The sequence below is a fragment of the Streptomyces sp. NBC_01334 genome (genome assembly GCF_035983595.1).
Taxonomy (GTDB): Bacteria; Actinomycetota; Actinomycetes; order Streptomycetales; family Streptomycetaceae; genus Streptomyces; species Streptomyces coriariae.
The window spans coordinates 5,722,026-5,748,208 of record NZ_CP130718.1 but is presented as its reverse complement, the minus strand read 5'-3'; the positions used below and the strand labels follow the sequence as shown (position 1 = coordinate 5,748,208).

Below are 26,183 nucleotides of genomic sequence, written 5' to 3'. Positions count from 1 at the left end.
CACAGAGCCGGCGAAAACCGCGACGGCAACAGCGGCGGCAACGGCAGCAACGGCAGCAACGGCAGCAACGGCAGCATCCCGGTGTTTCTGTATCACGCCGTGATGGAGGAACCGCCCGGCTGGATCGCCGAGTTCACCGTCAGCCCCAAGCAGTTCGGCGAACACCTGGACGCCGTCGTGGACAGCGGCCGTACGCCCGTCACGATCAGCGCGCTCGCCGACCACCTCGCGGGGCGGGCGCCGCTGCCGCCCCGGCCCGTGCTGCTCACCTTCGACGACGGCTTCGCCGATCTCCCCGGTGCGACCGCCGAGGCGCTGGCCGGTCGCGGACTGTCCGCGACCGCCTACCTCACCACCGGAGCGATCACCCGCGGCGGACGCAGTCTGCTGCCGCCCGCGCCGATGATGACGCTGGAGCAGGCGGTCCAACTCGAGCGGTACGGCATGGAGATCGGCAGCCACACCGTCACCCACGCGCAGCTGGACACCCTCGCGCCGCGGGCGCTCGAGCACGAACTACGGGCGTCCCGATCGGTGTTGGAGGACGCCCTCGGCCACCAGGTCCGTCATCTCGCCTACCCGCACGGCTACAACAGCGGACGGGTCCGGCGAACGGCGGCGGCCGCTGGCTACGAGACGGCCACCGCCGTACGGCACGCGCTCAGTTCGGACCGCGACGAGCACTACCGCATCGCCCGGCTCATCGTGCGCCGCGGTCACACCGTCGCCGACGTCCGGGGCTGGCTGGCGGGATCCGGCGCCCGTGTCGCCCCGTACCGCGACGGACCGAAGACGGTCGGCTGGCGCTGGTACCGCCGCGCCCGCGCCGTCGTGCAGGGACCGGTGTTCGCAGGTTGAGCCGAGTTCGACGTTTTGGTGTGAAAAGAAGAGAAAATTCCTATAGTTGCCTTGAGGGAGGGGAGCCTCGACGTGCAACAACACGTGCCCGTACCGAGCACCGAGAGCAGCGAGCTGCCCACCCCTGACCACTCCACGGGACCGGGAAGCCCCGGCACTCCGAGGAGTCCGGGTAGCCCGGGCAGTCCGGGTAGCCCGGGCCCGACCACCGACGGTGATCGCAGACCCTGGCGGATCCCACGCCGTCCACCGGACACCGGCCTGCTGACGCTGCTGCTCGCCGCCGGGCTGTGGGTGTACGCACTGCCCCGCATCGGCTTCCGCGAGATGGGCGACTACGGCCTGCTGGACCGGCTGCCGGTCGCCTACTACCTCTCGTTGCTGGTCCTCACCGCGGGTTTCGTCCTCAGTCTGCGGCGCGCGGGCACCGCGCCCTGGTGGCCGGCCGCGCACTGCGCCGCGCTGCTCCTCGCGCTGAAGGCGCCGCCGGCGGTGCTGTACGACGCGGTGCGCTACCCGTGGGCCTCCAAGCACGACGCCATCGTCGACACGTTGCTCGCCAACGGTGAGCTGCGACCGGGCGCGGCGCTGTCGGGCAACATGTCCGCGTACGACCAGTGGCCGGGCTTCTTCACCCTCAACGCGGGCCTGGTGCGCGCCTTCGGCGTGGAGAACGCCGCCGTGTACGCCAACTGGGCGCCGATCATCGTCGGCCTGCTCATGATGCCGGTGCTGGTCCTGATCTACCGCACCTTCTGCGAGGACTGGCGGCTGATCTGGACCGCCGTGTGGATCTTCCAGCTCGCCAACTGGGTGGGCCAGGACTACTTCGCCCCGCAGGCGCTCGCGTACCTGCTGCATCTGACGGTCCTCGCGGTGGTGCTGCGGCACTTCGTGCGGCCCGGGTCCGCCGGACGGCTGCGCGACCGCACCTTCCTCGACCCGGTGGCCGCGCCCGTCCCACCGCCGACGGGGAGGAAACAGCGCGCGGTGTGCGTGGTGATCCTGGCCCCGCTGATCGCCGCCATCAACGCCACGCACCAGCTCACCCCGGTGATGCTCACCATCTGTCTGGTCGCGCTCAGCCTCACCCGCCGCTACCGCAACTACGGGCTGCTGGTCGTCGCCGCGCTGCTGATGCTCACCTGGGACCTGACCATGGGGCGGCCGCTGTTCGTCGAGACGCTCTCCACCGTCAGGAAGTCCATCGGCGAGCTGACGGAGAACTCCCGCGCGGGCTACGCGGGGCAGCTCACCGGGCCCGGGCCGGAACTCGCGGGCACCGCCAACGTGGCGATGGTGCTCGCGGTCGCCGTCCTCGCCGGGACCGCCGTCGTACTGCGGCGCCGGCTGACCCGCAGCGCGTTGCCCCTGCTGCTGGTGTCCGTCGCCCCGGTACCGCTGTTCGCCGTCAACGACTACGGCGGCGAAATGCTCTTCCGTGTCTATCTGTTCGCCCTGCCCGGTGCGGCCTTCTTCGCCGCCGCCGCGCTCGTGCCGGCCGTCGCGGGGACCCACCGCAGCAGGGCGAAGGCACTGCGGCGCAGGACGGCAGCCTTCGCGCTGCCGGTCGTCCTGCTGGTGCTGCTGGCCGGCTTCCTGCCGTCGTACTACGGCAAGGAGAAGATGTTCTACACACCGCCGGACGAGACCGCCCTGGTCATCAGGGCTCTCGACAACGCTCCCGACGGCTCGCTGATCCTCGCCACCAGCGGCTCCTTCCCGCAGGCACTGCACCGCTACGACCGTCTCGAGCACTGGTTCTTCGCCGAACAGGCGCTGCCCGAGAACGAGAGGATGCTGAAGGATCCGGCCGGCTATCTCGCGGACGGGATCCCGCCGGGCACGAAGGCGTACGTCGTCCTCACCCGCACCCAGGACATCTACACCACCGGAGAGGGTCTGCTGCCGCCCGGCGGCTTCGAGACCCTGCGTTCGAAGCTGTCCGCCTCGCCCCTCTTCCGGACCGTCGAGAGCCATCCGTACGGCGTTGTCCTGGAGTACCGCCCGGCCACCCGATGAATGACCACAAGGTGATCGAAGTGACGACCACAGGCTCCGAGGACATCAGCAACGGGGACATCGACAACGAGAACACCGCCGACAAGGACCACGGAGACCTCGGCCCCGGGGATCTGGGTTACGGGGGCCTTGGCCACGAGGGACCGGGTCGCAGGGACCTCGGCCACGGAGAGCCGGGCCACAGAGAGCTGGGTCACGGGGATGTGGTGGGCCACAGGGAACTGAGCACCGGGGACGCGGGCGCCGGGGTCGTGGGCGTGAGCGCCGGGATCACGGGCGAGGCCGAAGGGGCCGAGGGCGGCAGGTTCACCTCGACGCACCTGAGAGTCCTCGTCGCGGCTTCGGGCTGGGCGGCGCTGGCCGCCACCGCCGTACCCGGCCCCTCTCCGCTGCGCTGGATCCCGGTGCTGCTGTTCGTCCTGTTCGGTCCTGGCTGCGCGGCGCTGTATCCGCAGCCAGGTCGCCTGGCCTCCGGCGCCAGGCTGGAGGCGGTCGCGCTCGCCGCGCCCATCAGCCTCTCGCTCGGCGTGCTCACCGCCACCTCGCTGTTCCTGGTGAAGACCTTCTCGATGACCGCCTTCCTGGTCTCGCTCGCCTGCTTCACCACGGTCACCGCGGTTCTGCCGGGGCTGCCGTTGCCCGCCGCTCGGCGCGGCGCGATCGAGCGCGCCAAGGTCAGGCGCGGGCCTTCCGGCGGCAGTGACACATGACGGGGCGGCATCGGCTGCGCGGACCACGTAAGCCGGCCGAACCGGACGGGGTGAGGGGCGTCGAGAACCACACGGGGGACGGGTTGAGGGACGACTTGGGGGACGGGTTGGGGAAAGGCCTGGGGAACGGGTCAGGGGACGGCCTGGGCCACAGCTCGGGGGACGACGGGCTGGAGAAGGGCTTGGGCCACAGCTCGGGGGACGACGGGCTGGGGAACGGTCCGGGGAGCTCCCCGGCGGACGCCCCGAGGAGCGACCCGGCAGGCGTCCCGAGAAGCGACCCGAGAAGCGCGAGGCGCACCTACGCGGCTGTCGCGATGGTGGCGGTGGCCGCGCTGCTAGCCGGGCTCGGCATCTGGGCCGGCCGCTCCGAGGACCCGGACCCCGCGGCGGACGCCCTGCCCGACAACGCGGCCTCGGGTGAGCTGCCCACCGGACCCTGCGCCCCCACCGACACGCTGGTCCCGCCCTGCGGCGCCTGGTGGGGCGCCGCCGTGCCGTACGCCGAGGACGGCTCGCTCAAGGACGCCGTGCACGGCTTCGAGAAGAGGATCGGCCGCAAGCTGGACCTCGTCTACAACTACCACGACATGTCGGGCACCCAGCTCGACGGGGAACTGCTCACCCCCGACGAACAGGAACTCGGCAAGGACCGGCTGCTCATGCTGGCCTGGGAGTCCACCGTCTGGACCGAGCCGCACCACGAGAACTGGACGGAGACCCAGCTCGGCTGGAAGAACATCGCCTCCGGCAGGCTCGACGAGAAGATCCTCGATCCGCAGATCCGGCGTATCAAGGCCTACGGCAAACGCGTCTTCCTCTCCTTCGACCAGGAGACCGACGCCCGCATCAAGGAAGGCGCGGGCACCCCGGAGGAGTTCGTCGCCGCGTACCGCCATGTCCGCGACCGGTTCCGTGAACTGGGCGCCGACAACGTGGTGTGGGTGTGGACCGTCTCCGGCTACCTCGGCGGCGCGGCCGACATGAAGGCGCTCTACCCCGGGGACGAGTACGTCGACTGGATCGCCATGGACCAGTACAACTACTACCAGTGCCACGGCACCACGGACTGGAAGGACTTCCTGCGCAGCCAGCGGCCCAGCTACGAGTGGCTGCGCGAGAACATCAGCGACGAAAAGCCGGTGATGCTCGCGGAGTTCGCCACCGCACCGGACGCCGACGCCCCGCAACGTCAGCGCGACTGGTACACCCAGATCCCCGCCGCCGTGAAGAAGCTCCCGGAGGTGAGGGCGCTGGTGCACTGGAACCGGCCGACCTCCGAGAAACCCGTGTGCGACCTGACCGTCAACGAGGGCCCGGGCCTCGAGGGCTACCGGGAGGCGGGCAGGAACGGCTATTTCCACCAGCCCGTGCCGCCCCGCTGACCGCGCCGCGCGGCTGTCCGGCCCGCACCCGGCCACGGGTGACGAGCGGCAGGAACGCGGCGGCGAGGACGAGCACGACGAACAGCGGCACGGCCGCCGGCGCGAGTTCCTCCCGCCACACCCAGCCGCCCACCGCGACGAGATACAGGACGCCCCAGCGCCCCGGCCACGTCAACCACCGGTCGGCGCCGCCGAGCAGCAGCCACAGAGGTACGAGACCCAGCAGCTGCACGGCCGGCGGTGCCCAGCGCAGCAGCGGTTCGGGCCCGTCGAGTCCCGTCCCCTCCGCGAGGAGACCGGCCGCCTTCGCGTACCACGCCCCACCGACCGGTGACGGCTCCCGGCCGAAGGCGAGAGGTACGGCGTACAGGGCGAGCAGCACCGAACCCAGCGCCGCCCCCGGCAGCAGCGGGCCGCGCGCCGCGCGCAGTGTCACCGCGCCGACGAACACCACGAGCAGCAGGCCCCCCGCGACGAGCGCCGTGAGCGGCAGTGCCGCCAGCAGCTGACGTCCGGTCAGCACCTCTTCGGACGGTCCGCCGAGCCACGGCAGCCGGCGCAGCGCCGTCGTCCAGAAGGCCGCGGTGGCCACGCCGAGCAAACCCCACAGTCCGCCCGCGACCCACCGCTCCCGGCCCTCGGCCTGAGCGGACCGCCCCCGCGCGACCTCCCGAGCCGAGTCGTCCCGCCCCCCGGCCCCCCCGGTCTCCTTGCTTCTCCTGCCGGCGTCGGACTCGTGCGGGGGCCGCCTTATCAGCGCCAGCGTGTCCGCCTGCAGCGCCTCGCGTTCGTACCCGGGACGTCCTATGAACAGGGTGACCGTGTCCTCGTCGACGCCGTCGCGTTCGTACGCCGCACGGCGCGCCCAGTTCGTGCCGTAGCCGGCGGTGGCGTTCAGCCGTGCCCAATGGGTGCCGTAGGCCGGGGCGGCGGAGGAACGGCGGACGGACGGCCGGTCGTTGCGACGCAGCGCGGACCGCAGGCCGAAGGCGGAGACGGCGGCGATCAGCGTCATGCTGATCAGCACCGCCCAGCCCGCGCCGGCGATCCCGGCCGGGGCGAACAGCAGAGCGGCGCTGCCCAGCACCAGCGTGCACATGGCGCCCTGGAGCGCGGCGAGGACCCCGGTGCGGCCCTGCACCCGCAGCACCCCGATGTACAGCTCGACCACGACCCGGGGCAGCGCCCCGGCGGCCAGCAGCCGCAGCACGGTGGTGCCGTGCTCGGCGTAGTCCTCGTGGAACGGCAGCAGGATCTGCGGGGCGAACACCACCAGGACCAGCACCACCGGCACCAGCAGCAGCGTCATCCGGCGCAGCGCCCCGCGCACACCCTCGGCGAGCTGGCGCGGATCGTGCGAGGCGTGCGCGGTGAGGGAGGAGGCCATGTTGATGGCCATGAACTCCATCGTGCCGCCGACGGTGTACGCCACGTAGAAGTAGCCGTTCTCCGCCGCGCTGAAGCGGACCGCGACCATAACCGGCAGCAGGTTGATCATCGCCAGGCTGAACAGCGCACCCAGCGAGTCCCCGACCAGGAAGCGGCCCATCTCCCGCAGTCGGGGAGGCTCCAGGTCACGGTCGGCGGCGGCCTGGCGCGGGATCAGCCGACGGAAGATCAACCAGCCCAGGGGCAGCGTCGAGAACGCGATCGCGACGGCCCAGGACACGAAGATCCCGAGCGCCGGCAGCGCGGTCGCGCACACGGCCAGCAGGATCAGCTTGCCGACGGAGAACACCGCGTTGCCGACGGGCACCCAGCCCGACCTGCGCAGGCCGGTGAGCACCCCGTCCTGGAGCGTGAGCAGCGCCCACGCCACGCACGCGACGACGAACGCCGTGCCCGCGGCGGCCGTGCCGAGCGGCGCGTACGTCGCCCCCCACAGGTCCAGGGTGAGCAGGAAGACGAAGGCGGCGACGGCCACGACCACCGAGCTGGCCGCGTACGCCCGCCACACCAGCGAGCCCGTGGCCCGCCCCGCGCGCGGCACGAAGCGGACGACGGCCCCGATCATCGTCGTCGCCGTGATGCTGGCGAGCAGCCGCATCGCCGCGATCGCGGCCGAGCCCTGGCCGACGGCCTCCTCCGAGTAGTAGCGCGCGGCCACCAGCCAGAAGCCCAGCCCCAGCACGGCGGAGACGCCCGTGCTGAGCATCAGGAAGTAGGCGTTCTTGAACAGGGATTCGGAGCCGCGCGTGTCGTCGGCCGGGGTCGTGCCCGCCGCCGCCTCCTGGCCGGCGGGCGGCGCCGAGGGTTCGGGTACCTGGATCTCGGCCTGCGTCTCAGCCACGGGTCGGCTCCAGCCCTCCCGGCGCCTCGGCCGGCCGTACGCCGGACTCCTGGAGCACCTCGACGACCTGCCGGGCCCGCAGGGGATCCACGGGCAACGCGTGCCGGGCGAACCAGCGGGCCCCGGCGGGATCGGGCGACGGGTCGGTGAAGGCGGCACCCGCGTAGTCGTCCAGAGGCGGGTCATAGAGGTACCCGACGACGATGCCCCGCCGCGCGAGCGCCGCCCTCGCGGCGTCCCGGTCGGCGACGAACAGGGGTACGCGGAAAAGGGGTTGGACCCGGTCGGCGCGGGCCGCGCCGGGCCGCGCCCACGGTGTGGACAGGAGCAGCTCCGTGCCTGCCCGGCAGGCCGCCAGCACCTCGTCCAGGCGGTCGAGCCTGCGGCCGATGCGGCCCGCTCTCAGCGGCCCCGAACGCAGCCGGTAGTCGTGCATGTCGACGCGGACCCAGGAGTCGTGCGCGGTGAGGTCCGGTGCCGAGGCGACGGCGCGGGCCAACTCCGCCGGCCGCAGCGGCATCCGGATCTCCTCCCGCTCCATCAGCCCGAGCAGCCGCATCGTGGCCCAGGCGGCCCGCCGCAGCCGCAGCCCCCGCACGGTCGCCTCCGCGTACGGCCGGACGGTGTAGGCGAGTTCCGCCGTGAACCGCCCCGGCAGCAGCAGGTCCTCGCAGGTCTTCACCAGGGCCTCGCGCAGCCCCGGGTCGGCGCAGGCCAGGAAGCCGCCGGCCTTGGCACCGACATGCTTGGAAAGGCTGAAGACGGAGGCGTCCCCCCAGGCCCCGACCGGTCTGCCCCCCACTTCGCTGCCGATGGCGTGCGCCCCGTCCTCGAACAACGGGATGCCCAGCGCGTCGCACTTCTCCCGCAGGCGGGGTGTGTCGTCCGGGTTGCCGTACAGATTCGTCGTGAGGACGCCGGAGAGCGAGCCCCACACCTCGTCGGGCACGGCATCGACGTCGATCGACGCGTCCAGCGGGTTCAACGGCGCCTGCACGGGCCGCAGTCCCGCCGCGAGCAGCACGAAGAAGATCACGTCGTCGTTGACCGGCGACATCAGTACCCGTCCGCCGGGCGGACACCAGTGGCGCAAGGCCACGTACAGCCCGAATCTGCACGACGGTACGTACACACATTCCCGGCCGAGTCTGTCGCGCATGGTCGCTTCCAGCCGTTTCGGCCGTGAGCCACGCCGCGCCGACCCGAGGCCGGCCTCCCCTATGGCCATCCGCCCCCCAGTTGTGCCAGGGGAAGGCCCCCTCCCCGAGGCCTTCCAGCACCCGCCCAGAGTCTCCCGTTTCGCACCGCTCCGTCAAGATTGCGTACCGGCCGGTGGACGACTTCGGGTGAGCAACCGGAAGCGGAGAGCTGCCGGCCGACGTGCTTCGCCGGCCCGGCCCCCGTGTCACTTCCACGACGTCAGCCGTAACGTGTGGCGCGGCTCGGCCCACCCGCGCGACACCCGTTCGAGGTCCGGCGAGCCCGACATGGCGAGCACCAAAGAGCGCACGAAAGAGAGGCAGTACCCGATGCCCCCCTTCGACCTTCCCGAGGGCGACCCCTTCGGCCCGCACAACCTCCCGTACGGCGTCTTCTCCCTCCCGGGCTCCACGGAGCGGACCGTCGGCGTCCGGCTCGGCGACCATGTCCTCGACGCGGGCGCGGCGGCCCGCGCGCTCGGCTCGCCACACGCCGGTCTCCTCGCGTCGCCGACGCTCGACCCGCTGCTGGCGGCGGGTCGCACGACCTGGTCGCAGGTACGCCGCGCCCTGACGGAGTGGGTGACCGACCCCGCCCACCGGCCCACCGTCGAACCGCTCTTCCATCCCCTGTCCGGCGTGACCCTGCACCTTCCCTTCCAGGTCGCCGACTACGTCGACTTCTACTCGTCCGAGCACCACGCCCGGAACGCGGGAGCGATCTTCCGTCCGGACGCCGGTGACGTCCTCCTGCCCAACTGGAAGCACCTGCCGATCGGCTACCACGGACGGGCCGGCACGGTCGTGGTCTCCGGCACGGACGTCGTCCGCCCGTCGGGCCAGCGCAAGGCTCCCGACGAGCCGGCGCCCGTCTTCGGCCCTTCCGTGCGGCTCGACATCGAGGCCGAGGTCGGCTTCGTGGTCGGCGTGCCCTCGCGGCAGGGCAGCCCGGTCGCGCTGGCCGACTTCCGCGAGCACGTATTCGGTCTGTGCCTGCTCAACGACTGGTCCGCCCGCGACCTCCAGGCCTGGGAGTACGTCCCTCTCGGCCCGTTCCTCGCCAAGTCGTTCGCCACGTCGGTGTCGGCGTGGATCACCCCGCTGGAGGCCCTGGAGAACGCACGGGTGGCGCCCCCGGAGCGGACCCACCCTCTCCTCCCCTACCTGGACGACGCGGCCGCCGAGCCCGGCGGCTACGACCTGCGCATCTCCGTCGCGCTCAACGGTCAGGTGATCTCCGATCCGCCCTTCTCCACCATGTACTGGACGGCCGCCCAGCAACTCGCCCACCTGACGGTCAACGGCGCCTCCCTGCGCACGGGCGACCTGTACGGCTCGGGCACGGTGAGCGGCCCCCACCCGCACGAGCGCGGCTCCCTGCTGGAGCTGACCTGGAACGGCCGTGACCCGCTGGAACTCCCCGACGGCAAGCGCACCTTCCTGGAGGACGGCGACGTGGTGACCCTGTCCGCCTGGGCTCCCGGCCCCGGCGGCACGCGAGTGGGCCTGGGAGAGGTGAGCGGACAGGTGATCGCCGGGTGAAGCGGCCGGGAGCGGGCCCGGTGTCGGGAGCAGGCCCGGTGTCGTTGCCGGTGCCGGTGCCGGTGCCGGTGGCTGTCCAGGTCCCCGTGGCGGTGTCGGTGGTGGTGTCCGTGGCGGTGACCAACCCGGTGGCGGGGCGGCTGACCGTGACGAGGCCGCCGAGTCGGGGCGGACGGGGCTGAATCGGGGCCTCGCCGTGGGCTGACTCCCGGAGGAACCGCCGTCATACTGGCGGCGGGCACGGTCCTCGTGCCGAGCCCGCCGCCCATGGCAGGCCGCACGCGCGCGGGTACGCCGTAAGCACCCCGCTCGCACGTGGCCCACGCCCCCTTCCCGACCAGGATCCGGAGCCCATGGCATGACTCTCTGCCTGCTCCTGCTGAGCGTCGTCGCCCTGTCCGCCGCCGTGCCGGCTCCGCGCGCACTCACCCGGTCCGCCTGGCCCGAGCGGGAGCCGGTGATCGGGCTGTGGGTGTGGCAGTGCCTGGTCGCCACGGTCCTGCTGTGCTGCCTGACCGCCCTGACCCTGGGCGCCGCCGCCGTGTTCCACACCGTGCGCGCCCGGGTCTTCGCCCCCGCGCCGCCCGGGGTCTCCGAGGCGTACGACCTCTCCGCCGCCCCCTTGTGGGCCGCTGCCCTGACCTTGCTGCTGGCCTGCGGAGCCGCCTGGACCACCGCGATGCTGGCCCGCGAGCTCGTCGAGGCGCGCCGACGCCGCGGCCGGGCCAGGGCCCACCTGCGTGAACGCGCCCCCGACCTGCCCGCGGGCCTGCCGTCCGCGCGGGGCCCGCTGCTGGTGCTGGAGGACGAGTACCCGGACGCCTGGTGGATGCCGGGCAACCCACCCCAGTTGATCGTGACGACCGGCGCCCTGCACCGCCTCACCTCCCACCAGCTGGACGCCGTCCTCACCCATGAGCGTGGCCATGCCCGCGCCCACCATGACTGGCTGCTCCACCTGTCGACCGCCCTTGCCACCGGCTTCCCCCGTCTTCCGCTCTTCTCCCACTTCTGCGACCAGACCCACCGCCTGGTCGAACTCGCCGCCGACGACACGGCGTCGCGCCGCTGCGGTCACCTGACCACGGCGCTGGCCCTGATCGAGCTGAACCAGCACCGGGGCGTCCTGTCCTGCGCCTCCAGCCACCGTCTCCTGGGCGAGCGGGTCGACCGCCTGCTCCAGCCGCCCCCGCGCCTGCTCCGCAGACAGCGGGCGCTGACGACGACGGTGGCCACGCTGGTGCCGCTGCTGCCCCTGCTGATCACCTTCGCCCCGGGGCTGACGGCGTTGGCCTGACGGCGTCGTCCCGACGGCGTTGTTCTGAGGGCGTTGTTCTGACGGCGTTGTCCTGACGGCGTCGTCCCGACCTGGCAGATCTTGTGTAAGTCGGTCATGTTCTCGCAGGTCAGCCCCTTGTCTGACGCCCCCGCAGGTGGCGCAACACTCCGGCAACACCGCTTTTCCTACTGGCTCGCTATGGTTCGAAACATGCCACCCACCGACCGCATCCGAGACCACGCCGGCCAGGGCGCGACCACCGTCGCCGCCCACCGTGCGCGGCGTCGGCTGCGCGCGGACCAGGCCCGACAGCTCGCGGACCTCCTGCGCCGCCAGCTGCTCACCGACGGCTTTCCGGACGGCACGCTCCCCCACGAGTCGACCCTCGCGACCGACTACCGCGCCTCCCGCAACACCGTCCGCCAGGCTCTCGACCTGCTCCGGGCGGAGGGACTGGTGGAGCGCCTGCCGGGCGTCGGCACGGTCGTCGTGGCACAGAAGTACCCGCACGGCCTGGACCGTCTGATGGGCCTCGCGGAGACCCTGCACGAGCACGGCCACGTCACCAACGAGGTCCGCACGATGGGCCCCGTCGCCGCGCCCGCCCCGGTGGCCGACCGCCTCCACGTCCCGCCCGGCACCGACGTGCTCTACATCGAACGCCTGCGCCGTCTGGGTGGCCTCCCCCTCTCTCTCGACCTCACCTACATCCCGCTCGACATCGGCACCGCCCTGCTCGGCGCCGACCTGGAGAACACCGATGTGTTCCGGCTCCTCGAGGCCGTCACCGGCCAGCGACTCGGCCACGCCGAGATCACTCTCGAGGCGGTGACCGCGGACGCCCACTCCGCCGCCGTACTGGAGGCGCCGCGTGGCGCCGCCGTCCTGATGCTCGAACGCCTCACCCACCTCGCCGACGGCCGCCCGGTGGACCTGGAGTTCATCCGCTTCCGCGGAGACCGCATCTCGATGAGCGGTCTCCTGCACCGCGCCCTCTGATCTCTCCCACCGACCTCTCCCGTCGGCATCGCTCCCGTCCCCTTCTCCGCCCTCATGCTCGCCCCCTCTTCTCCGCTCTCTTCTCCGCCCTCAACCCTTCATCGCTCGGCACGGCCTCATCGGTTCACCGCCGAGCAGGATTTCTCAGAATTTCTCGGGACTTTTCTGGAGACAGCCATGACCCTGGCACCGCAGCGGGCCGACGTGCCCGTGACCATCGACGAGTCGAAGTGCATCGACGGCTGCACGCTCTGTGTGGACATGTGCCCGCTGGACTCCCTCGCCATCGACGAGAGCAACGGCAAGGCCTACATGCACGTCGACGAGTGCTGGTACTGCGGCCCGTGCGCGGCTCGCTGTCCCACCGGTGCCGTCACGGTCAACATGCCCTACCTGCTCCGGTGAAAGGCCCGAACCTCCATGAAACCCAAAGCGAAGAAATCCCGGGCGATCGCCGCGTCCGCCGCCCTTCTCCTGCTCCCCCTCACCGGATGCGGCAGCGCCGAGGCCGGTAGCGGCTCCACGGTCACCGTCACCGTCGGCTACCAGTCCAAGACCATCAACACCGTCACGGCGGGCACCCTCCTGCGCTCACTCGGCTACTTCGAGAAGGAGCTGAACGCCCTCGGCGACGGCACGACCTACAAAGTCGACTGGCAGGACTACGCCACCGGCGCCCCCATCACCGCGCAGATGACCGCCGGCAAGATCGACATCGGCTCGATGGGCGACTTCCCGCTCCTCATCAACGCGGCCCGCGGCAAACAGCTCGGCAAGCCCACCCACCTGGTCTCGGTCACCGGCTACAACCTCCGCGGCGGCCTCAACACCATCGTCACGGCGCCCGACTCCAAGCTCGCCTCCATCGAGGACCTCAAGGGCAAGAAGGTCTCCACCAGCATCGGTTCCGCCGCCGACGGCACCCTCGTGCGGGCCTTGCAGCGCGCCGGCATCGACCCGGCCAAGGGCATCGAGAAGCTCAACCAGCAGCCTGCCGTCGGGGCGTCGGCCCTCTCCGCGGGCAGTGCCGACGCGCTCTCGCAGTTCGTCGCCTGGCCCGGCCTGCTCGCCTATCAGGGCAAAGCCAAGGCCCTGTACGACGGCGCCCAGCTGGACCTGCCGACCTTCCACGGCGTCACCGCCCGCGAGGACTTCGCGAAGAAGCGCCCGTCCGTGCTGGAGGCGTTCCTGAAGGCGCAGTCGGAAGCCACCGGCTACCTCGGCACGCACCCGGTGGCCGCCGCCGAGAAGGTCGCCGAGGCCACCGGTCTGCCCGCCGAGGTCGTCTACCTCTACAACGGCGCCCACGGCATCTCCACCTTCGACCCGGCCGTCAAGCCACAGCTCGTCGCCGCGCTGAAGGAGGACGTCTTGATCCTGAAGGCGGCCAAGCTGACCGGAGACGTCGACGTGGACTCCTTCGTCGACGACCAGTACGTGAAGAGGGCGCTCGGCCCGTCCTACGCGAAGCAGCTCGCCGCCGCCCCCGCACCGGCCGCGAGCGAGGTCTGGCCCAAAGGCGCCGAGGAGACCCGTACCTTCAAGACGCCCGCCGAGCTGCTGACCTACGTCGCACAGCACAAGGACGACATTCGCGCCGCCTACGTCCCCGACGCCACCACGGGCACCCTGTGGTTCGCCGACCAGGCCGTCTGGGTGGCCGACGGCACGACGCTGCTGCCGTTCGTCGCCCCGGCGACCGCGCAGGCCTACGTCGACGCCCACGGCGGCGCCCGCGTCGTCACGTACGCCGACGCGCTGGGGCGGGCGTCGTGACCCGGTATGCGCTGCGAGTGGCCTCGGTGGGAGCCGCCCTCGGCCTGTGGCAGCTGCTGACCAGCCTGGACATCGACCTGTGGTTGCGTTTCTCGCAGTTCCCCACGGTCGCCGACGTGGCCCGCGCCTTCGCCGACCGCCTGGCCGGCGACGACTACTGGACCGACCTCACCGACAGCCTCACCCGCATCGTCACCGGGTTCCTCCTGGCCGCCGTCCTGGGTGTGGCCACGGGCGTGCTCGTGGCGCGCTCGCGCCTCGCCGAGGACCTGCTCGGACCGATCCTCGAAGTCGTCCGCCCGATTCCGGCGATCGCCCTGGTGCCCGTCGCGATCCTGCTCTTCCCCTCCAACGAGCAGGGCATCGTCTTCATCACCTTCACCGCCGCCTTCTTCCCGGTGCTGGTCTCCACCCGGCACGCCGTCCGCGCGCTGCCACCCGGATGGGAGGAGGCAGTGCGCACCATGGGCGGCGGCCGGTGGCGGATCCTCGGCTCGGTCGTCCTGCCCGGGGCGCTGCCGGGCATCTTCGGCGGCCTGTCGGTCGGCATCGGGGTGTCGTGGATCTGTGTGATCTCCGCCGAGATGATCTCCGGTCAGTACGGGGTCGGCTACCGCACCTGGCAGGACTACACGGTCGTCGACTACCCGGGGGTCTTCGTCGGCATGGTCACGATCGGCGTGCTCGGCTGGGCCACGTCCACGGCCGTGGAACTCCTCGGCCGCCGCCTCACCCGCTGGCTGCCCCGCACCTCGTACGTCCCCACCGGCCGGGCCCGGCCCAGGAGTCCCCGACCGTCCGCTCCGGCACCGGCGGCCTCGTCCGCCGTCCCCACCCGGCCCGAAACCGAGGAGGCGCGCGATGAGCACCTCGTCTGAGACCCGCGAGACCACCCGTACGGACACCGACGGCGCGACCACCGCCACGGCCACCACCACCGCGACCGGTACGGCCGTACGCGGTACCCGGCTCACCCTCCGCGCGGCCACCCTCGGTCGTCCCGACGCCGCCGCCCTGGCCGATGTCGACCTGGACGTCCCGCCGGGCGAGATCCTCACCGTCGTCGGCCCCTCGGGCTGCGGCAAGTCGACGCTGCTGCGCACGCTGGCCGGGCTGCTGCCCGCGCTGACCGGATCCGTGGAGCAGGACGGCCGGCCGATCGGCGGGCCGGCGGCGGACCGTGCGTTGGTCTTCCAGGAGGACGCCCTGCTCCCGTGGCGCAGCCTGCTGGCCAACGTCGAACTGCCCCTCGCCATCCAGGGCGCACCGCGCGCGGAGCGCAGGAAGCAGGCCGCGGCCTGGCTCGAGCGGGTCGGACTGGCCGACCGCGCCAGGCAGTTGCCGCACCGGGTCTCCGGGGGACAGCGCCAGCGGACGCAACTGGCCCGGGCGCTCGCCGCGGGCCCGCGCGCCGTCCTCATGGACGAACCCTTCGGCGCCCTCGACGCCCAGACCCGCGCCGGCATGCAGGACCTGCTGGTGGAGGTGCTGCACGGCACGGGCGCCACCGTCGTCTTCGTCACCCACGACGTGGACGAGGCCCTGTTCCTCGGCGACCGCGTGGCCCTCCTCGGCGCGGGCCGCCTCGTCGCCGTACGGGACGTGCCGCGTCCACGCGACCGCGCCGCCCGTGACGACCCCGCGCGTGTGGCCCTGCGACGCGATGTCCTGACCTCACTGAGCATCTGAAAGGCACCCCGGTGGACACCCTCCTCCAGATCCCCGCGCTCGGCGACGCCGAGGAGCTGACCTGCGACGTCCTCGTCATCGGTGGCGGTACCGCCGGCACCATGGCGGCCCTGACCGCCGCCGAGCACGGCGCGGACGTCCTGCTCCTGGAGAAGGCCCATGTCCGGCACTCCGGGGCCCTCGCGATGGGCATGGACGGCGTCAACAACGCGGTCGTCCCGGGCCGCGCCGAGCCCGACGACTACGTCGCCGAGATCACCCGCGCCAACGACGGCATCGTCGACCAGTCCACCGTCCGCCAGACCGCCACCCGGGGCTTCGCCATGGTGCAGCGCCTGGAGTCCTACGGCGTGAAGTTCGAGAAGGACGAGCACGGCGACTACGCGGTCCGCCAAGTCCACCGTTCCGGCTCCTATGTGCTGCCCATGCCGGAGGGCAAGGACGTCAAGAAGGTGCTGTACCGGCAGCTGCGGCGGCGCGAGATGCGGGAGCGGATCCGCATCGAGAACCGGGTGATGCCGGTGCGCGTGCTGACCTCTCCCGAGGACGGGCGCGCCATCGGGGCGGTCGGCTTCAACACCCGCACGGGGCAGTTCGTCACCGTCCGCGCGGGCGGGGTCGTCCTCGCGACCGGAGCCTGCGGCCGCCTCGGCCTGCCCGCCTCCGGCTACCTGTACGGCACCTACGAGAACCCCACCAACGCGGGCGACGGCTACGCCATGGCCTACCACGCGGGCGCCGAGCTGACCGGCATCGAATGCTTCCAGATCAACCCGCTGATCAAGGACTACAACGGTCCTGCCTGCGCCTACGTCGCCAACCCCTTCGGTGGCTACCAGGTCAACCGGCACGGCGAACGCTTCGTCGACTCCGACTACTGGTCGGGCCAGATGATGGCCGAGTTCGCGGCGGAGGTCGCCAGCGACCGGGGCCCGGTGTACCTGAAGCTGAGCCACCTCCCCGAGGAGTCGATCTCGGCCCTGGAGTCGATCCTGCACTCCACCGAGCGTCCGACCCGGGGCACCTTCCACTCCGGACGCGGTCACGACTACCGCACGCACGACATCGAGATGCACATCTCGGAGATCGGCCTGTGCGGCGGTCATTCGGCCTCGGGCGTACGGGTCGACGAGCACGCCCGCACGACCGTCCCCCGCCTGTACGCCGCCGGTGACCTGGCCTGCGTCCCGCACAACTACATGATCGGCGCGTTCGTCTTCGGCGACCTGGCCGGCTCGGACGCGGCCCGGTACAAGGCGTACGACGGTGAGCTTCCCGCTGACCAGCTGCGTGAGGCGCACGAGCTGATCTACCGCCCGTTGCGCAACCCGGAGGGCCCTCCGCAGCCCCAGGTCGAGTACAAGCTGCGCCGTTTCGTGAACGACTACGTGGCCCCGCCGAAGTCGGGCGCGCGGCTGTCGTTGGCCCTGGAGTCCTTCGAGCGGATGCGCGACGACATCGCCGAGATGGGTGCCCGCACCCCGCACGAGCTGATGCGGTGCGCGGAGGTCTCCTTCATCCGTGACTGCGCGGAGATGGCCGCGCGTGCCTCCCTGGCCCGTACCGAGTCCCGCTGGGGCCTCTACCACGACCGCCTCGACCACCCTCGCCGCGACGACGACTCCTGGTTCCATCACCTCGATCTGCACAAGTCCCCCTCTGGTGCGATGGAGTTCACGGCCCGTCCCGTGGCTCCCTATCTGGTTCCGGTCGACGAGTTCACCCCCGTCGGCGGCCCCTCCCGGCCGCTCGGCGAAGTCCACCCCGAGGACGTGGCCACGGCCGGTTCACGGGACGTGGCACCCGTCGCCACCGGGGCCGGGGCAGCCGCCCCGCCGGTCACGGACAGCTCGGCGCTTCCGGCGCCCGAACCCACCCTCGATCAGTCCTCCCCTCAGTCGGCCGTTCGTCTCCTCGAACTCGTCGCCCTCGCCGAGGCCGAGGCCGAGCCCGAACTCGACTCCCTGCTGCCGTACTTGACCGACGCCGTGGCCGCTGTCCGGCGCGAGGCCGTCGCCGTCCTCACCGAGACCGTGCCGTCGGGCACCGGTCCGGCCCTCGCCGAGGCGTTGCGCGACCCCGCCGCGCAGGTGCGTGCCGCCGCGGCGGCCTCGCTGCGCGAACTCGTCGAGACCCTGCCGGCGGAACCGGCCCTGCGCGACGGCCTCGCCGCCGCCCTGGCCGAGCCCGACCCCGTCGTCCGCGCCGCGGCCCTGGACGTGCTGCGCGCCCTGCGCCTCGGTGACGCCGCCCTGTTCGCCGGCTCTCTCACCGATGCCGACATCGCCGTCCGTATCGAGGCGGTCCGCGCCCTGGTGTCCGTCGACGCCGCCGAGGAACTGGCCCGCGCGGCGACCGCCGACCCGTCCCGCGAGGTTCGCGTCACGATCGCCAAGTCCCTGGCCACGGTGGCCGCCGGACGCCTGAGCGAAACCTCCCCGACCGACGCCGACCCCAGCGCCGCTCTCAGCGCTGGCTCCGGCTCCGGCTCCGATGCAGGTATCTCCGTCGAGCAGGACGCCGTCCACGCGGCCCTCGTCGGGCTCGTCGACGACCCCGATGCCCTGGTGCGTGCCGCCGCCTACGGGGCGTTGGGCACCACCGGCTGCCCGGTGCCACTCGCCGCGCGGGCCGTGACCGCCCTGGCCGACCCTGCCTGGCAGGTCCGCGCCGGTGCCGCCAGCGCGCTCTCGGTGGCCCACCCCGACACGGCGCTCCCCGTCCTCGCCAAGGCCCTGGCCGATCCGAACGCCGACGTACGCAAGGCCGCCGTCCTGGCCCTGACCCGGCACCGAGCTTCGGAAGCCGCCCGCGCGGCCCTCGCCACGGCGACGACGGACTCCGACGCGGACGTCAGGGCGTACGCGACGCGCGCTCTATGACCAGCCGGGGCGGCGCTTCCGCCCCCTGGCCCCGGCCGCCTTCCAGAGCCCCCGTGCCCAGCTCCCGCCTCTCAGTCCCCTCCCTCGGTCCCCCGTCCCGCGCCCCCCCGCTCGGTCCCCCTCCATCGGTCCCCTACATCCAGTCCTCGGGCTCCGGCTCCGCGTCCATCTCGGGCCAGTAGTCCTCACCACCCGGATCCGTTGCCGCACCCCGAGCGGTGTCGGGAGCCGGGCTCTCAGCGGGTCCCGGAGCAGCGGCGCCCGGTGCCCCGCCCAGTGCGGCCAGCACCGCGATCACGCCCTCCCCGTACGTCACCAGCTTCTTCTCACCGACCCCGCTGATGCCTCCGAGCTGCTGCACCGAGGTCGGCCAGGCCGTGGCGATCTCCCGGAGCGTGGCGTCATGGAAGATGACGTACGCCGGGACGCCCTGTTCACGGGCCTGCTCGGCACGCCAGGCACGCAGGGCCTCGAAGGCCGGCACCAGTTCCGCGGGCAGCTCGGCCACGGCCGCCTTGGACTTGCTCCTGCCGGAGGAGGAAGAGCCCGACGCTTTCGACGTCGCCGGCTTCTTCGGCTCCTTGCGCAGCGGCACGTCCCGCTCGCGGCGGAGCACCGACCCGCTGGCCTCCGTCAGCACCAGCGTGCCGTACTCGCCCTCGACCGCGAGCAGCCCCTGCGCCAGCAACTGTCTTACGACGCCGCGCCATTCACCCTCGGAGAGGTCCTCACCGATGCCGAACACCGACAGCTGGTCATGGTCGAACTGGATCACCTTGGCCGAGCGCTTGCCCGTCAGGATGTCGATGATCTGCACCGCGCCGAACTTCTGCCCGCGCTCCCGCTGGAGCCGCACCACCGTCGACAGCACCTTCTGGGCCGCGACGGTGCCGTCCCAGGTCTCCGGGGGTGTGAGGCAGGTGTCGCAGTTGCCGCAGCCCGCCGGCTCCGGTTCCTGGCCGAAGTAGGCGAGGAGCTGTCCGCGGCGGCACTGGGCGGTCTCGCACAGCCCCAGCATCGAGTCCAGGTGCGCGGCGGCCCGCCGACGGAAGGCCTCGTCACCCTCACCGGACTGGATCAGCTTGCGCTGCTGTATGACGTCGTTGAGGCCGTACGCCATCCATGCGGTGGAGGGCAGTCCGTCGCGGCCGCCACGCCCCGTCTCCTGGTAGTAGCCCTCGATCGACTTGGGCAGGTCGAGGTGGGCGACGAACCGTACGTCCGGCTTGTCGATACCCATGCCGAAGGCGATGGTCGCGCACACGACCAGGCCGTCCTCCCGCAGGAACCGGGACTGGTGCGCCGCGCGCGTGCCGGCGTCCAGACCCGCGTGGTAGGGCACCGCCTCGACGCCGTTGCGGGAGAGGAACTCGGCCGTCTTCTCGACGGAGTTGCGCGAGAGGCAGTACACGATGCCCGCGTCGCCCGCGTGCTCCTCGCGCAGGAAGCTCAGCAGCTGCTTCTTCGGGTCGGCCTTCGGCACGATCCGGTACTGGATGTTGGGCCGGTCGAAGCTCGCCACGAAGTGCCGGGCCGACGGCATGTTCAGCCGCTGGGTGATCTCCTCGTGCGTCGCGCGGGTGGCCGTCGCCGTGAGGGCGAGCCGCGGGACGTCCGGCCAGCGCTCGCCGAGCAGCGAGAGGGACAGGTAGTCGGGGCGGAAGTCGTGGCCCCACTGGGAGACACAGTGCGCCTCGTCGATCGCGAAGACCGAGATCTTGCCGCGGGAGAGGAGGTTCAGGGTGGAGTCGAGGCGCAGTCGCTCCGGTGCCAGGTAGAGCAGGTCCAGCTCGCCGGCGAGGAACTCGGCCTCGACCACCCGCCGCTCGTCGAAGTCCTGCGTGGAGTTCATGAACCCGGCGTTCACGCCGAGTGCCCGCAGCGCGTCCACCTGGTCCTGCATCAGCGCGATCAGCGGCGAGACGACAATGCCTGTACCCGGCCTGACCAGGGCGGGGATCTGGTAGCACAGCGACTTGCCGCCGCCGGTGGGCATGAGGACGACCGCGTCTCCGCCGGCCACCACGTGCTCGATGACCGCTTCCTGCTCGCCGCGGAAGGCGTCGTATCCGAAGACCCGGTGCAGCGTGGCCAGCGCCTCGCTCTCGGTCTGCTCCGGTGTCCCGGTGATCGCTGTCATCGCGCTGATCCCACCCGTCCCGCCCATCGTCTGGTCCCCCGTACGTCGTCCCTCGACCACTGCCTCCACGATAGGGGTCCGGACTGACAGCGCCGGAGTTATCCACAGGCTCGTTCCGGTGACTCCGGGTGACGGGCGCGGGAGGATCCCCGTACTCGACCGCCCGTCCGACGCCGACGGGCCCGGCCCCCCGCCTGGGGAACCGGGCCCGTCGTACAGGCAGACGCAGGTCAGCGCACCTGCTCGGAGCGGCTCAGCGAACGAACACTCCCGCCTGGTTCGCCAGGTCCAGGAAGTACTGCGGTGCCACGCCGAGCACCAGCGTGACCGCCACACCGACCGCGATCGCCGTCATCGTCAGCGGTGACGGAACGGCGACGGTCGGGCCCTCGGGCCGCGGCTCGCTGAAGAACATCAGCACGATCACGCGGATGTAGAAGAACGCCGCGATCGCCGACGAGATCACACCGACCACGACCAGCGGGGCCGCGCCGCCCTCCGCCGCCGCCTTGAACACGGCGAACTTACCGGCGAACCCGGAGGTCAGCGGGATACCGGCGAAGGCCAGCAGGAACACCGCGAACACGGCCGCCACCAGGGGCGACCTGCGCCCGAGCCCGGCCCACTTGGACAGGTGGGTCGCCTCGCCACCGGCGTCGCGCACGAGGGTGACCACCGCGAACGCGCCGATCGTCACGAACGAGTACGCGGCCAGGTAGAAGAGAACCGACGAGACGCCGTCCGGAGTGGTCGCGATGACACCCGCGAGGATGAATCCGGCGTGCGCGATGGACGAGTACGCCAGCAGCCGCTTGATGTCGGTCTGTGTGATCGCGACGATCGCGCCGCCCAGCATGGTGACGATCGCGACGCCCCACATGACCGGCCGCCAGTCCCAGCGCAGGCCGGGAAGGACGACATAGAGGAGACGCAGCAGCGCGCCGAAGGCGGCCACCTTGGTCGCCGCGGCCATGAAGCCGGTGACCGGGGTCGGCGCGCCCTGGTAGACGTCGGGCGTCCACATGTGGAACGGCACCGCGCCCACCTTGAACAGCAGCCCCATGACGATCATCGCGGCGCCGACGAGGAGCAGCGCGTCGTTGCCCATGGTGTCGGCGAGCGCCGGGTTCACGTTCTGGATGGTGCCGTCGACGACCTGCGCGATCGTGCCGTAGGACACCGAGCCCGCGTACCCGTAAAGCAGTGCGATACCGAAGAGGGTGAACGCGGAGGCGAACGCGCCGAGGAGGAAGTACTTGACCGCGGCTTCCTGCGACATGAGCCGCTTGCGGCGGGCCAGCGCGCACAGGAGGTACAGCGGCAGCGAGAAGACTTCCAGGGCGATGAACAGGGTCAGCAGGTCGTTGGCCGACGGGAAGACCAGCATGCCGGCGACCGCGAACAGCAGCAGCGGGAAGACCTCGGTCGTCGTGAACCCGGCCTTGACCGCGGCCTGTTCACTGTCGCTGCCGGGCACGGAGGCCGCCTGGGCGGCGAAGGAGTCGACCCGGTTGCCGTGCACCTCGGGGTCGAGGCGCCGTTCGGCGAAGGTGAACAGGCCGACCAGGGCGGCCAGCAGGATCGTTCCCTGGAGGAAGAGGGCCGGTCCGTCGACCGCGATCGCGCCCATGGCCGCGATGCGTGCCTTCGTGGTGCCGTATCCGCCCTCCGCCAGCGCGACCACCGCGGCGAAGGCGGCGGCCAGCGCCACGACGGATACGAACAACTGTGCGTAGTAGCGGTGCTTGCGTGGCACGAACGCCTCGACCAGCACTCCGATGATCGCCGCGCCCAAGACGATCAAGGTGGGCGACAATTGCCCGTACTCGATCTTCGGCGAGTCGATCTTCGAGATCGGTTCGGCCGCGGTTGCCGCCGTTGTCCACAGGCTGTGGACGGCTGATGCGCTCACTTGGCCGCCTCCACCTCGGGCTGGGGGTCCTTCTTGTGTACGTCGGACAAGGTCTGCTTGACCGCCGGATTCACGATGTCCGTGACGGGCTTCGGGTAGACGCCCAGGAAGATCAACAGCACGATCAGCGGGGCGACCACCACGAGCTCACGCGCGCGCAGGTCGGGCATCGCCGAGACCTCGGGCTTCACCGGGCCCGTCATCGTCCGCTGGTACAGGACGAGCGTGTAGAGCGCGGCGAGGACGATGCCGAAGGTGGCGATGATGCCGATCGCCGGGTAGCGCGCGAACGTGCCGACCAGCACCAGGAACTCGCTCACGAAAGGCGCGAGTCCCGGCAGCGAGAGCGTCGCCAGACCGCCGATCAGGAAGGTGCCGGCGAGCACCGGGGCGACCTTCTGCACCCCGCCGTAGTCGGCGATGAGCCGCGAGCCGCGCCGGGAGATCAGGAAGCCCGCGACCAGCATCAGGGCGGCTGTCGAGATGCCGTGGTTGACCATGTAGAGCGTCGCGCCGGACTGGCCCTGGCTGGTCATCGCGAAGATGCCCAGGATGATGAACCCGAAGTGCGAGATCGACGCGTACGCCACCAGCCGCTTGATGTCCCGCTGGCCCACAGCGAGCAGTGCCCCGTAGATGATGCTGATCACCGCGAGGACGAGGATGGCGGGCGTCGCCCACTTGCTCGCCTCCGGGAACAGCTGGAGGCAGAACCGGAGCATCGCGAAGGTGCCGACCTTGTCGACGACCGCCGTGATGAGCACGGCGACCGGGGTGGTCGCCTCACCCATGGCGTTGGGCAGCCAGGTGTGCAGCGGCCACAGGGGCGCCTTCACGGCGAAGGCGAAGAAGAAGCCCAGGAACAGCCAGCGTTCGGTGTTCGTCGCCATGTCGAGCGTTCCGTTGGCGCGGGCCTCGGCGATCTCCGTGAGCGAGAAGTTCCCGGCGACCACGTAGAGGCCGATCACCGCGGCCAGCATGATCAGACCGCCGACCAGGTTGTACAGGAGGAACTTCACGGCGGCGTACGACCGTTGCGTGGACGCCACCTCCTCGCCGTGCTCGTGGGCACGGTCCCCGAAGCCGCCGATGAGGAAGTACATCGGGATCAGCATGGCTTCGAAGAAGATGTAGAAGAGGAAGACGTCGGTCGCCTCGAAGGAGATGATCACCATCGCCTCGACGGCCAGGATCAGGGCGAAGAAGCCCTGGGTCGGCCGCCAGCGCTTGTTGCCCGTCTCCAGCGGGTCGGCGTCGTGCCAGCCCGCGAGAATGATGAACGGGATCAGCAGCGCGGTCAGCGCGACGAGCGCGACCCCGATGCCGTCCACGCCCAGTTCGTACCTGACCCCGAAGTCCGCGATCCAGGAGTGGGATTCGGTGAGCTGGTAGCGGCCGCCGTCCGGGTCGAAGCGGACCAGGACGACGATCGCGAGGGCGAGTGTCGCCAGAGAGAACACCAGGGCCAGCGATTTGGCGGCGTTGCGCCGGGCGGCCGGTACGGCGGCCGTGACGACCGCCCCGATCGCCGGGAGCGCCGCCGTCGCTGTCAGCAGAGGAAAGGACATCGGTATCAGACCGCCCTCATCAGCAGGGTCGCGGCGATGAGGACCGCCGCACCGCCGAACATCGAGACCGCGTACGACCGCGCGAAGCCGTTCTGCAGCCGGCGCAGGCGCCCGGAGAGGCCGCCGACCGAGGCCGCCGTACCGTTGACGACTCCGTCGACCAGGGTGTGATCGACGTAGACCAGGGAGCGCGTGAGGTGCTCGCCGCCGCGGACCAGGACGACGTGGTTGAAGTCGTCCTGGAAGAGGTCACGCCGGGCGGCCCGGGTGAGCAGCGACCCGCGCGGGGCGACGACCGGGACGGGGCGGCGGCCGTACTGGGCGTAGGCGATCGCCACGCCGATCACGAGCACCACCATGGTGGCGAGGGTGACCGTCAGGGCGCTGACCGGGGAGTCGCCGTGGCTGTGGCCCGTGACAGGCTCCAGCCAGTGCAGGAAACGGTCACCGATGCTGAAGAACCCACCGGCGAAGACCGATCCGAACGCCAGCACGATCATCGGGATCGTCATGGACTTCGGGGACTCGTGCGGGTGCGGCTCGTGGCCGTCCGCGTCGGGCTGCCAGCGCTTCTCACCGAAGAAGGTCATCAGCATCACGCGCGTCATGTAGTACGCGGTGATGGCCGCGCCGAGCAGGGCGCAACCGCCGAGGATCCAGCCCTCGGTGCCGCCCTTGGCGAAGGCCGCCTCGATGATCTTGTCCTTGGAGAAGAAGCCGGACAGGCCCGGGAAGCCGATGATCGCGAGGTAGCCCAGTCCGAAGGTGACGAAGGTGATCGGCATGTACGTGCGCAGGCCGCCGTACTTGCGCATGTCGACCTCGTCGTTCATGCCGTGCATGACCGAGCCCGCGCCGAGGAACAGCCCGGCCTTGAAGAAGCCGTGCGTCACCAGGTGCATGATCGCGAAGACATAGCCGATGGGGCCGAGGCCCGCGGCCAGCACCATGTAGCCGATCTGCGACATGGTCGACCCGGCCAACGCCTTCTTGATGTCGTCCTTCGCGCAACCGACGATCGCACCGAACAGCAGCGTGACGGCACCGACGACGGTGACGACGAGCTGCGCGTCGGGTGCGCCGTTGAAGATGGCCGCGGAGCGGACGATCAGGTACACACCCGCCGTCACCATCGTCGCCGCGTGGATGAGGGCCGAGACCGGGGTCGGGCCCTCCATCGCGTCCCCGAGCCAGGACTGGAGCGGCACCTGGGCGGACTTGCCGCAGGCGGCGAGCAGCAGCATCAGGGCGATGGCGGTCAGCTTGCCCTCGCTCGCGTCACCCGCGATGCCGGGCTCGCCCTCCGCCCCCAGCAGCGGGCCGAAGGCGAAGGTGCCGAAGGTGGTGAACATCAACATGATGGCGATCGACAGGCCGATGTCGCCGACGCGGTTGACCAGGAAGGCCTTCTTCGCGGCGGTGGCGGCACTGGGCTTGTGCTGCCAGAAGCCGATGAGCAGGTAGGACGCGAGTCCGACGCCCTCCCAGCCGACGTACAGCAGCAGGTAGTTGTCGGCGAGGACGAGCAGCAGCATCGCCGCCAGGAACAGGTTCAGATAGCCGAAGAAGCGGCGGCGCCGCTCGTCGTGCTCCATGTACCCGACCGAATACAGGTGGATCAGCGAGCCGACGCCCGTGATCAGCAGCACGAACGTCATCGACAACTGGTCGAGGCGGAAGGCCACGTCCGCCTGGAAGCCCTCGACCGGGATCCAGCTGAACAGGTGCTGCGTCAACGTCCGGTCCTCGGCGTCCTTGCTCAGCAGGTCGCTGAAGAGGATGACACCGAACACGAAGGAGACGGACGACAGAAGCGTGCCGATCCAGTGGCCGACGGCGTCGAGCCGGCGGCCGCCGACCAGAAGGACGGCCGCTCCGAGCAGGGGCGCCGCGATCAGCAGCGCAATCAGGTTCTCCACTATTCTTCCGACC

General features: G+C 71.3%; 18 protein-coding genes. 12 read left to right on the top strand and 6 right to left on the bottom strand.

Features of this window, described 5'->3' with window-relative positions; all coding sequences use genetic code 11:
- The first annotated feature begins 102 nt into the window (after nucleotides 1-102).
- From OG736_RS25825 to OG736_RS25810, 4 genes are all read left to right on the top strand, one after another.
- Nucleotides 103-858 carry a polysaccharide deacetylase family protein gene (locus tag OG736_RS25825; protein WP_327187714.1) on the top strand — a complete coding sequence of 252 codons (756 nt, stop codon included), beginning with the start codon at nucleotides 103-105 and terminating at the stop codon, nucleotides 856-858.
- A gap of 72 nt (nucleotides 859-930) precedes the next feature.
- Complete coding sequence (locus OG736_RS25820) at nucleotides 931-2,880, top strand: hypothetical protein (protein WP_327184549.1); 1,950 nt, start codon at nucleotides 931-933, stop codon at nucleotides 2,878-2,880.
- 20 nt (nucleotides 2,881-2,900) lie between these two features.
- A complete protein-coding gene (locus OG736_RS25815) occupies nucleotides 2,901-3,590 on the top strand; it encodes a hypothetical protein (protein ID WP_327184548.1) in 690 nt (229 codons plus the stop codon).
- Nucleotides 3,591-3,907: 317 nt separating this feature from the next.
- A complete protein-coding gene (locus tag OG736_RS25810) occupies nucleotides 3,908-4,975 on the top strand; it encodes a glycoside hydrolase family 26 protein (RefSeq protein ID WP_327187713.1) in 1,068 nt (355 codons plus the stop codon).
- On the opposite strand, the gene OG736_RS25805 is transcribed toward OG736_RS25810, so the two are convergent.
- Both OG736_RS25805 and OG736_RS25800 read right to left on the bottom strand, forming a co-directional pair.
- Nucleotides 4,896-7,265, bottom strand: coding sequence for a lipopolysaccharide biosynthesis protein (locus OG736_RS25805; RefSeq protein ID WP_327184547.1), 2,370 nt, complete (start codon nucleotides 7,263-7,265; stop codon nucleotides 4,896-4,898). The two genes, OG736_RS25810 and OG736_RS25805, sit on opposite strands and share 80 nt — an antisense overlap.
- Entirely contained in the window at nucleotides 7,258-8,493 is a 1,236-nt protein-coding gene (locus tag OG736_RS25800; protein ID WP_327184546.1) for a DegT/DnrJ/EryC1/StrS family aminotransferase, read from the bottom strand. Before OG736_RS25800 ends, OG736_RS25805 begins: the two co-directional genes overlap by 8 nt.
- Before the next feature lie 301 nt (nucleotides 8,494-8,794).
- Here OG736_RS25800 and fahA point away from each other — a divergent pair, with 301 nt between their 5' ends.
- From fahA to OG736_RS25760, 8 genes are all read left to right on the top strand, one after another.
- Nucleotides 8,795-10,006, top strand: a complete 1,212-nt coding sequence (gene fahA, locus OG736_RS25795) for a fumarylacetoacetase (protein ID WP_327187712.1) — start codon at nucleotides 8,795-8,797, stop codon at nucleotides 10,004-10,006.
- A gap of 358 nt (nucleotides 10,007-10,364) precedes the next feature.
- Entirely contained in the window at nucleotides 10,365-11,303 is a 939-nt protein-coding gene (locus OG736_RS25790; protein ID WP_327184545.1) for a M56 family metallopeptidase, read from the top strand.
- Nucleotides 11,304-11,495: 192 nt separating this feature from the next.
- The gene (locus tag OG736_RS25785) at nucleotides 11,496-12,284 is read left to right on the top strand and encodes a GntR family transcriptional regulator (protein ID WP_327184544.1); all 789 of its coding nucleotides are present in this window, start codon (nucleotides 11,496-11,498) and stop codon (nucleotides 12,282-12,284) included.
- Nucleotides 12,285-12,461: 177 nt separating this feature from the next.
- Nucleotides 12,462-12,689 (top strand): 4Fe-4S dicluster domain-containing protein, encoded by a 228-nt coding sequence (locus tag OG736_RS25780; RefSeq protein WP_020130156.1) that lies wholly within the window; start codon nucleotides 12,462-12,464, stop codon nucleotides 12,687-12,689.
- A gap of 15 nt (nucleotides 12,690-12,704) precedes the next feature.
- Nucleotides 12,705-14,060: an ABC transporter substrate-binding protein gene (locus tag OG736_RS25775; RefSeq protein ID WP_327184543.1), complete on the top strand. Its 1,356-nt coding sequence runs from the start codon at nucleotides 12,705-12,707 to the stop codon at nucleotides 14,058-14,060.
- Nucleotides 14,057-14,938 (top strand): ABC transporter permease, encoded by an 882-nt coding sequence (locus tag OG736_RS25770; protein ID WP_327184542.1) that lies wholly within the window; start codon nucleotides 14,057-14,059, stop codon nucleotides 14,936-14,938. Before OG736_RS25775 ends, OG736_RS25770 begins: the two co-directional genes overlap by 4 nt.
- A complete protein-coding gene (locus tag OG736_RS25765; RefSeq protein WP_327184541.1) occupies nucleotides 14,922-15,749 on the top strand; it encodes an ABC transporter ATP-binding protein in 828 nt (275 codons plus the stop codon). The genes OG736_RS25770 and OG736_RS25765 overlap by 17 nt, the downstream gene beginning before the upstream one ends.
- An 11-nt stretch (nucleotides 15,750-15,760) precedes the next feature.
- On the top strand, nucleotides 15,761-18,631 hold the full coding sequence (locus OG736_RS25760) for a fumarate reductase/succinate dehydrogenase flavoprotein subunit (RefSeq protein WP_442817075.1): 2,871 nt from the start codon (nucleotides 15,761-15,763) through the stop codon (nucleotides 18,629-18,631).
- Nucleotides 18,632-18,764: 133 nt separating this feature from the next.
- On the opposite strand, the gene recQ is transcribed toward OG736_RS25760, so the two are convergent.
- The 4 genes from recQ to nuoL all read right to left on the bottom strand — a co-directional run bounded on the left by recQ (nucleotide 18,765) and on the right by nuoL (nucleotide 26,170).
- The gene (gene recQ, locus OG736_RS25755; protein ID WP_442817191.1) at nucleotides 18,765-20,798 is read right to left on the bottom strand and encodes a DNA helicase RecQ; all 2,034 of its coding nucleotides are present in this window, start codon (nucleotides 20,796-20,798) and stop codon (nucleotides 18,765-18,767) included.
- A gap of 226 nt (nucleotides 20,799-21,024) precedes the next feature.
- On the bottom strand, nucleotides 21,025-22,683 hold the full coding sequence (gene nuoN, locus OG736_RS25750) for an NADH-quinone oxidoreductase subunit NuoN (RefSeq protein WP_327184539.1): 1,659 nt from the start codon (nucleotides 22,681-22,683) through the stop codon (nucleotides 21,025-21,027).
- The gene (locus tag OG736_RS25745) at nucleotides 22,680-24,251 is read right to left on the bottom strand and encodes an NADH-quinone oxidoreductase subunit M (protein WP_327184538.1); all 1,572 of its coding nucleotides are present in this window, start codon (nucleotides 24,249-24,251) and stop codon (nucleotides 22,680-22,682) included. Before OG736_RS25745 ends, nuoN begins: the two co-directional genes overlap by 4 nt.
- A 5-nt stretch (nucleotides 24,252-24,256) precedes the next feature.
- Nucleotides 24,257-26,170: an NADH-quinone oxidoreductase subunit L gene (gene nuoL / locus OG736_RS25740; RefSeq protein ID WP_327184537.1), complete on the bottom strand. Its 1,914-nt coding sequence runs from the start codon at nucleotides 26,168-26,170 to the stop codon at nucleotides 24,257-24,259.
- Nucleotides 26,171-26,183: the final 13 nt, after the last annotated feature.

Coding starts and splice junctions, on each gene's coding strand:
- OG736_RS25825 (WP_327187714.1), top strand. CDS start 103: ATGGAGGAACCGCCCGGCTGGATCGCCGAGTTCACCGTCAGCCCCAAG.
- OG736_RS25810 (WP_327187713.1), top strand. CDS start 3,908: ATGGTGGCGGTGGCCGCGCTGCTAGCCGGGCTCGGCATCTGGGCCGGC.
- OG736_RS25800 (WP_327184546.1), bottom strand. CDS start 8,493: ATGGCCATAGGGGAGGCCGGCCTCGGGTCGGCGCGGCGTGGCTCACGG.
- fahA (WP_327187712.1), top strand. CDS start 8,795: ATGCCCCCCTTCGACCTTCCCGAGGGCGACCCCTTCGGCCCGCACAAC.
- OG736_RS25790 (WP_327184545.1), top strand. CDS start 10,365: ATGACTCTCTGCCTGCTCCTGCTGAGCGTCGTCGCCCTGTCCGCCGCC.
- OG736_RS25785 (WP_327184544.1), top strand. CDS start 11,496: ATGCCACCCACCGACCGCATCCGAGACCACGCCGGCCAGGGCGCGACC.
- OG736_RS25780 (WP_020130156.1), top strand. CDS start 12,462: ATGACCCTGGCACCGCAGCGGGCCGACGTGCCCGTGACCATCGACGAG.
- OG736_RS25775 (WP_327184543.1), top strand. CDS start 12,705: ATGAAACCCAAAGCGAAGAAATCCCGGGCGATCGCCGCGTCCGCCGCC.
- OG736_RS25765 (WP_327184541.1), top strand. CDS start 14,922: ATGAGCACCTCGTCTGAGACCCGCGAGACCACCCGTACGGACACCGAC.
- recQ (WP_442817191.1), bottom strand. CDS start 20,798: ATGGGCGGGACGGGTGGGATCAGCGCGATGACAGCGATCACCGGGACA.
- OG736_RS25745 (WP_327184538.1), bottom strand. CDS start 24,251: ATGTCCTTTCCTCTGCTGACAGCGACGGCGGCGCTCCCGGCGATCGGG.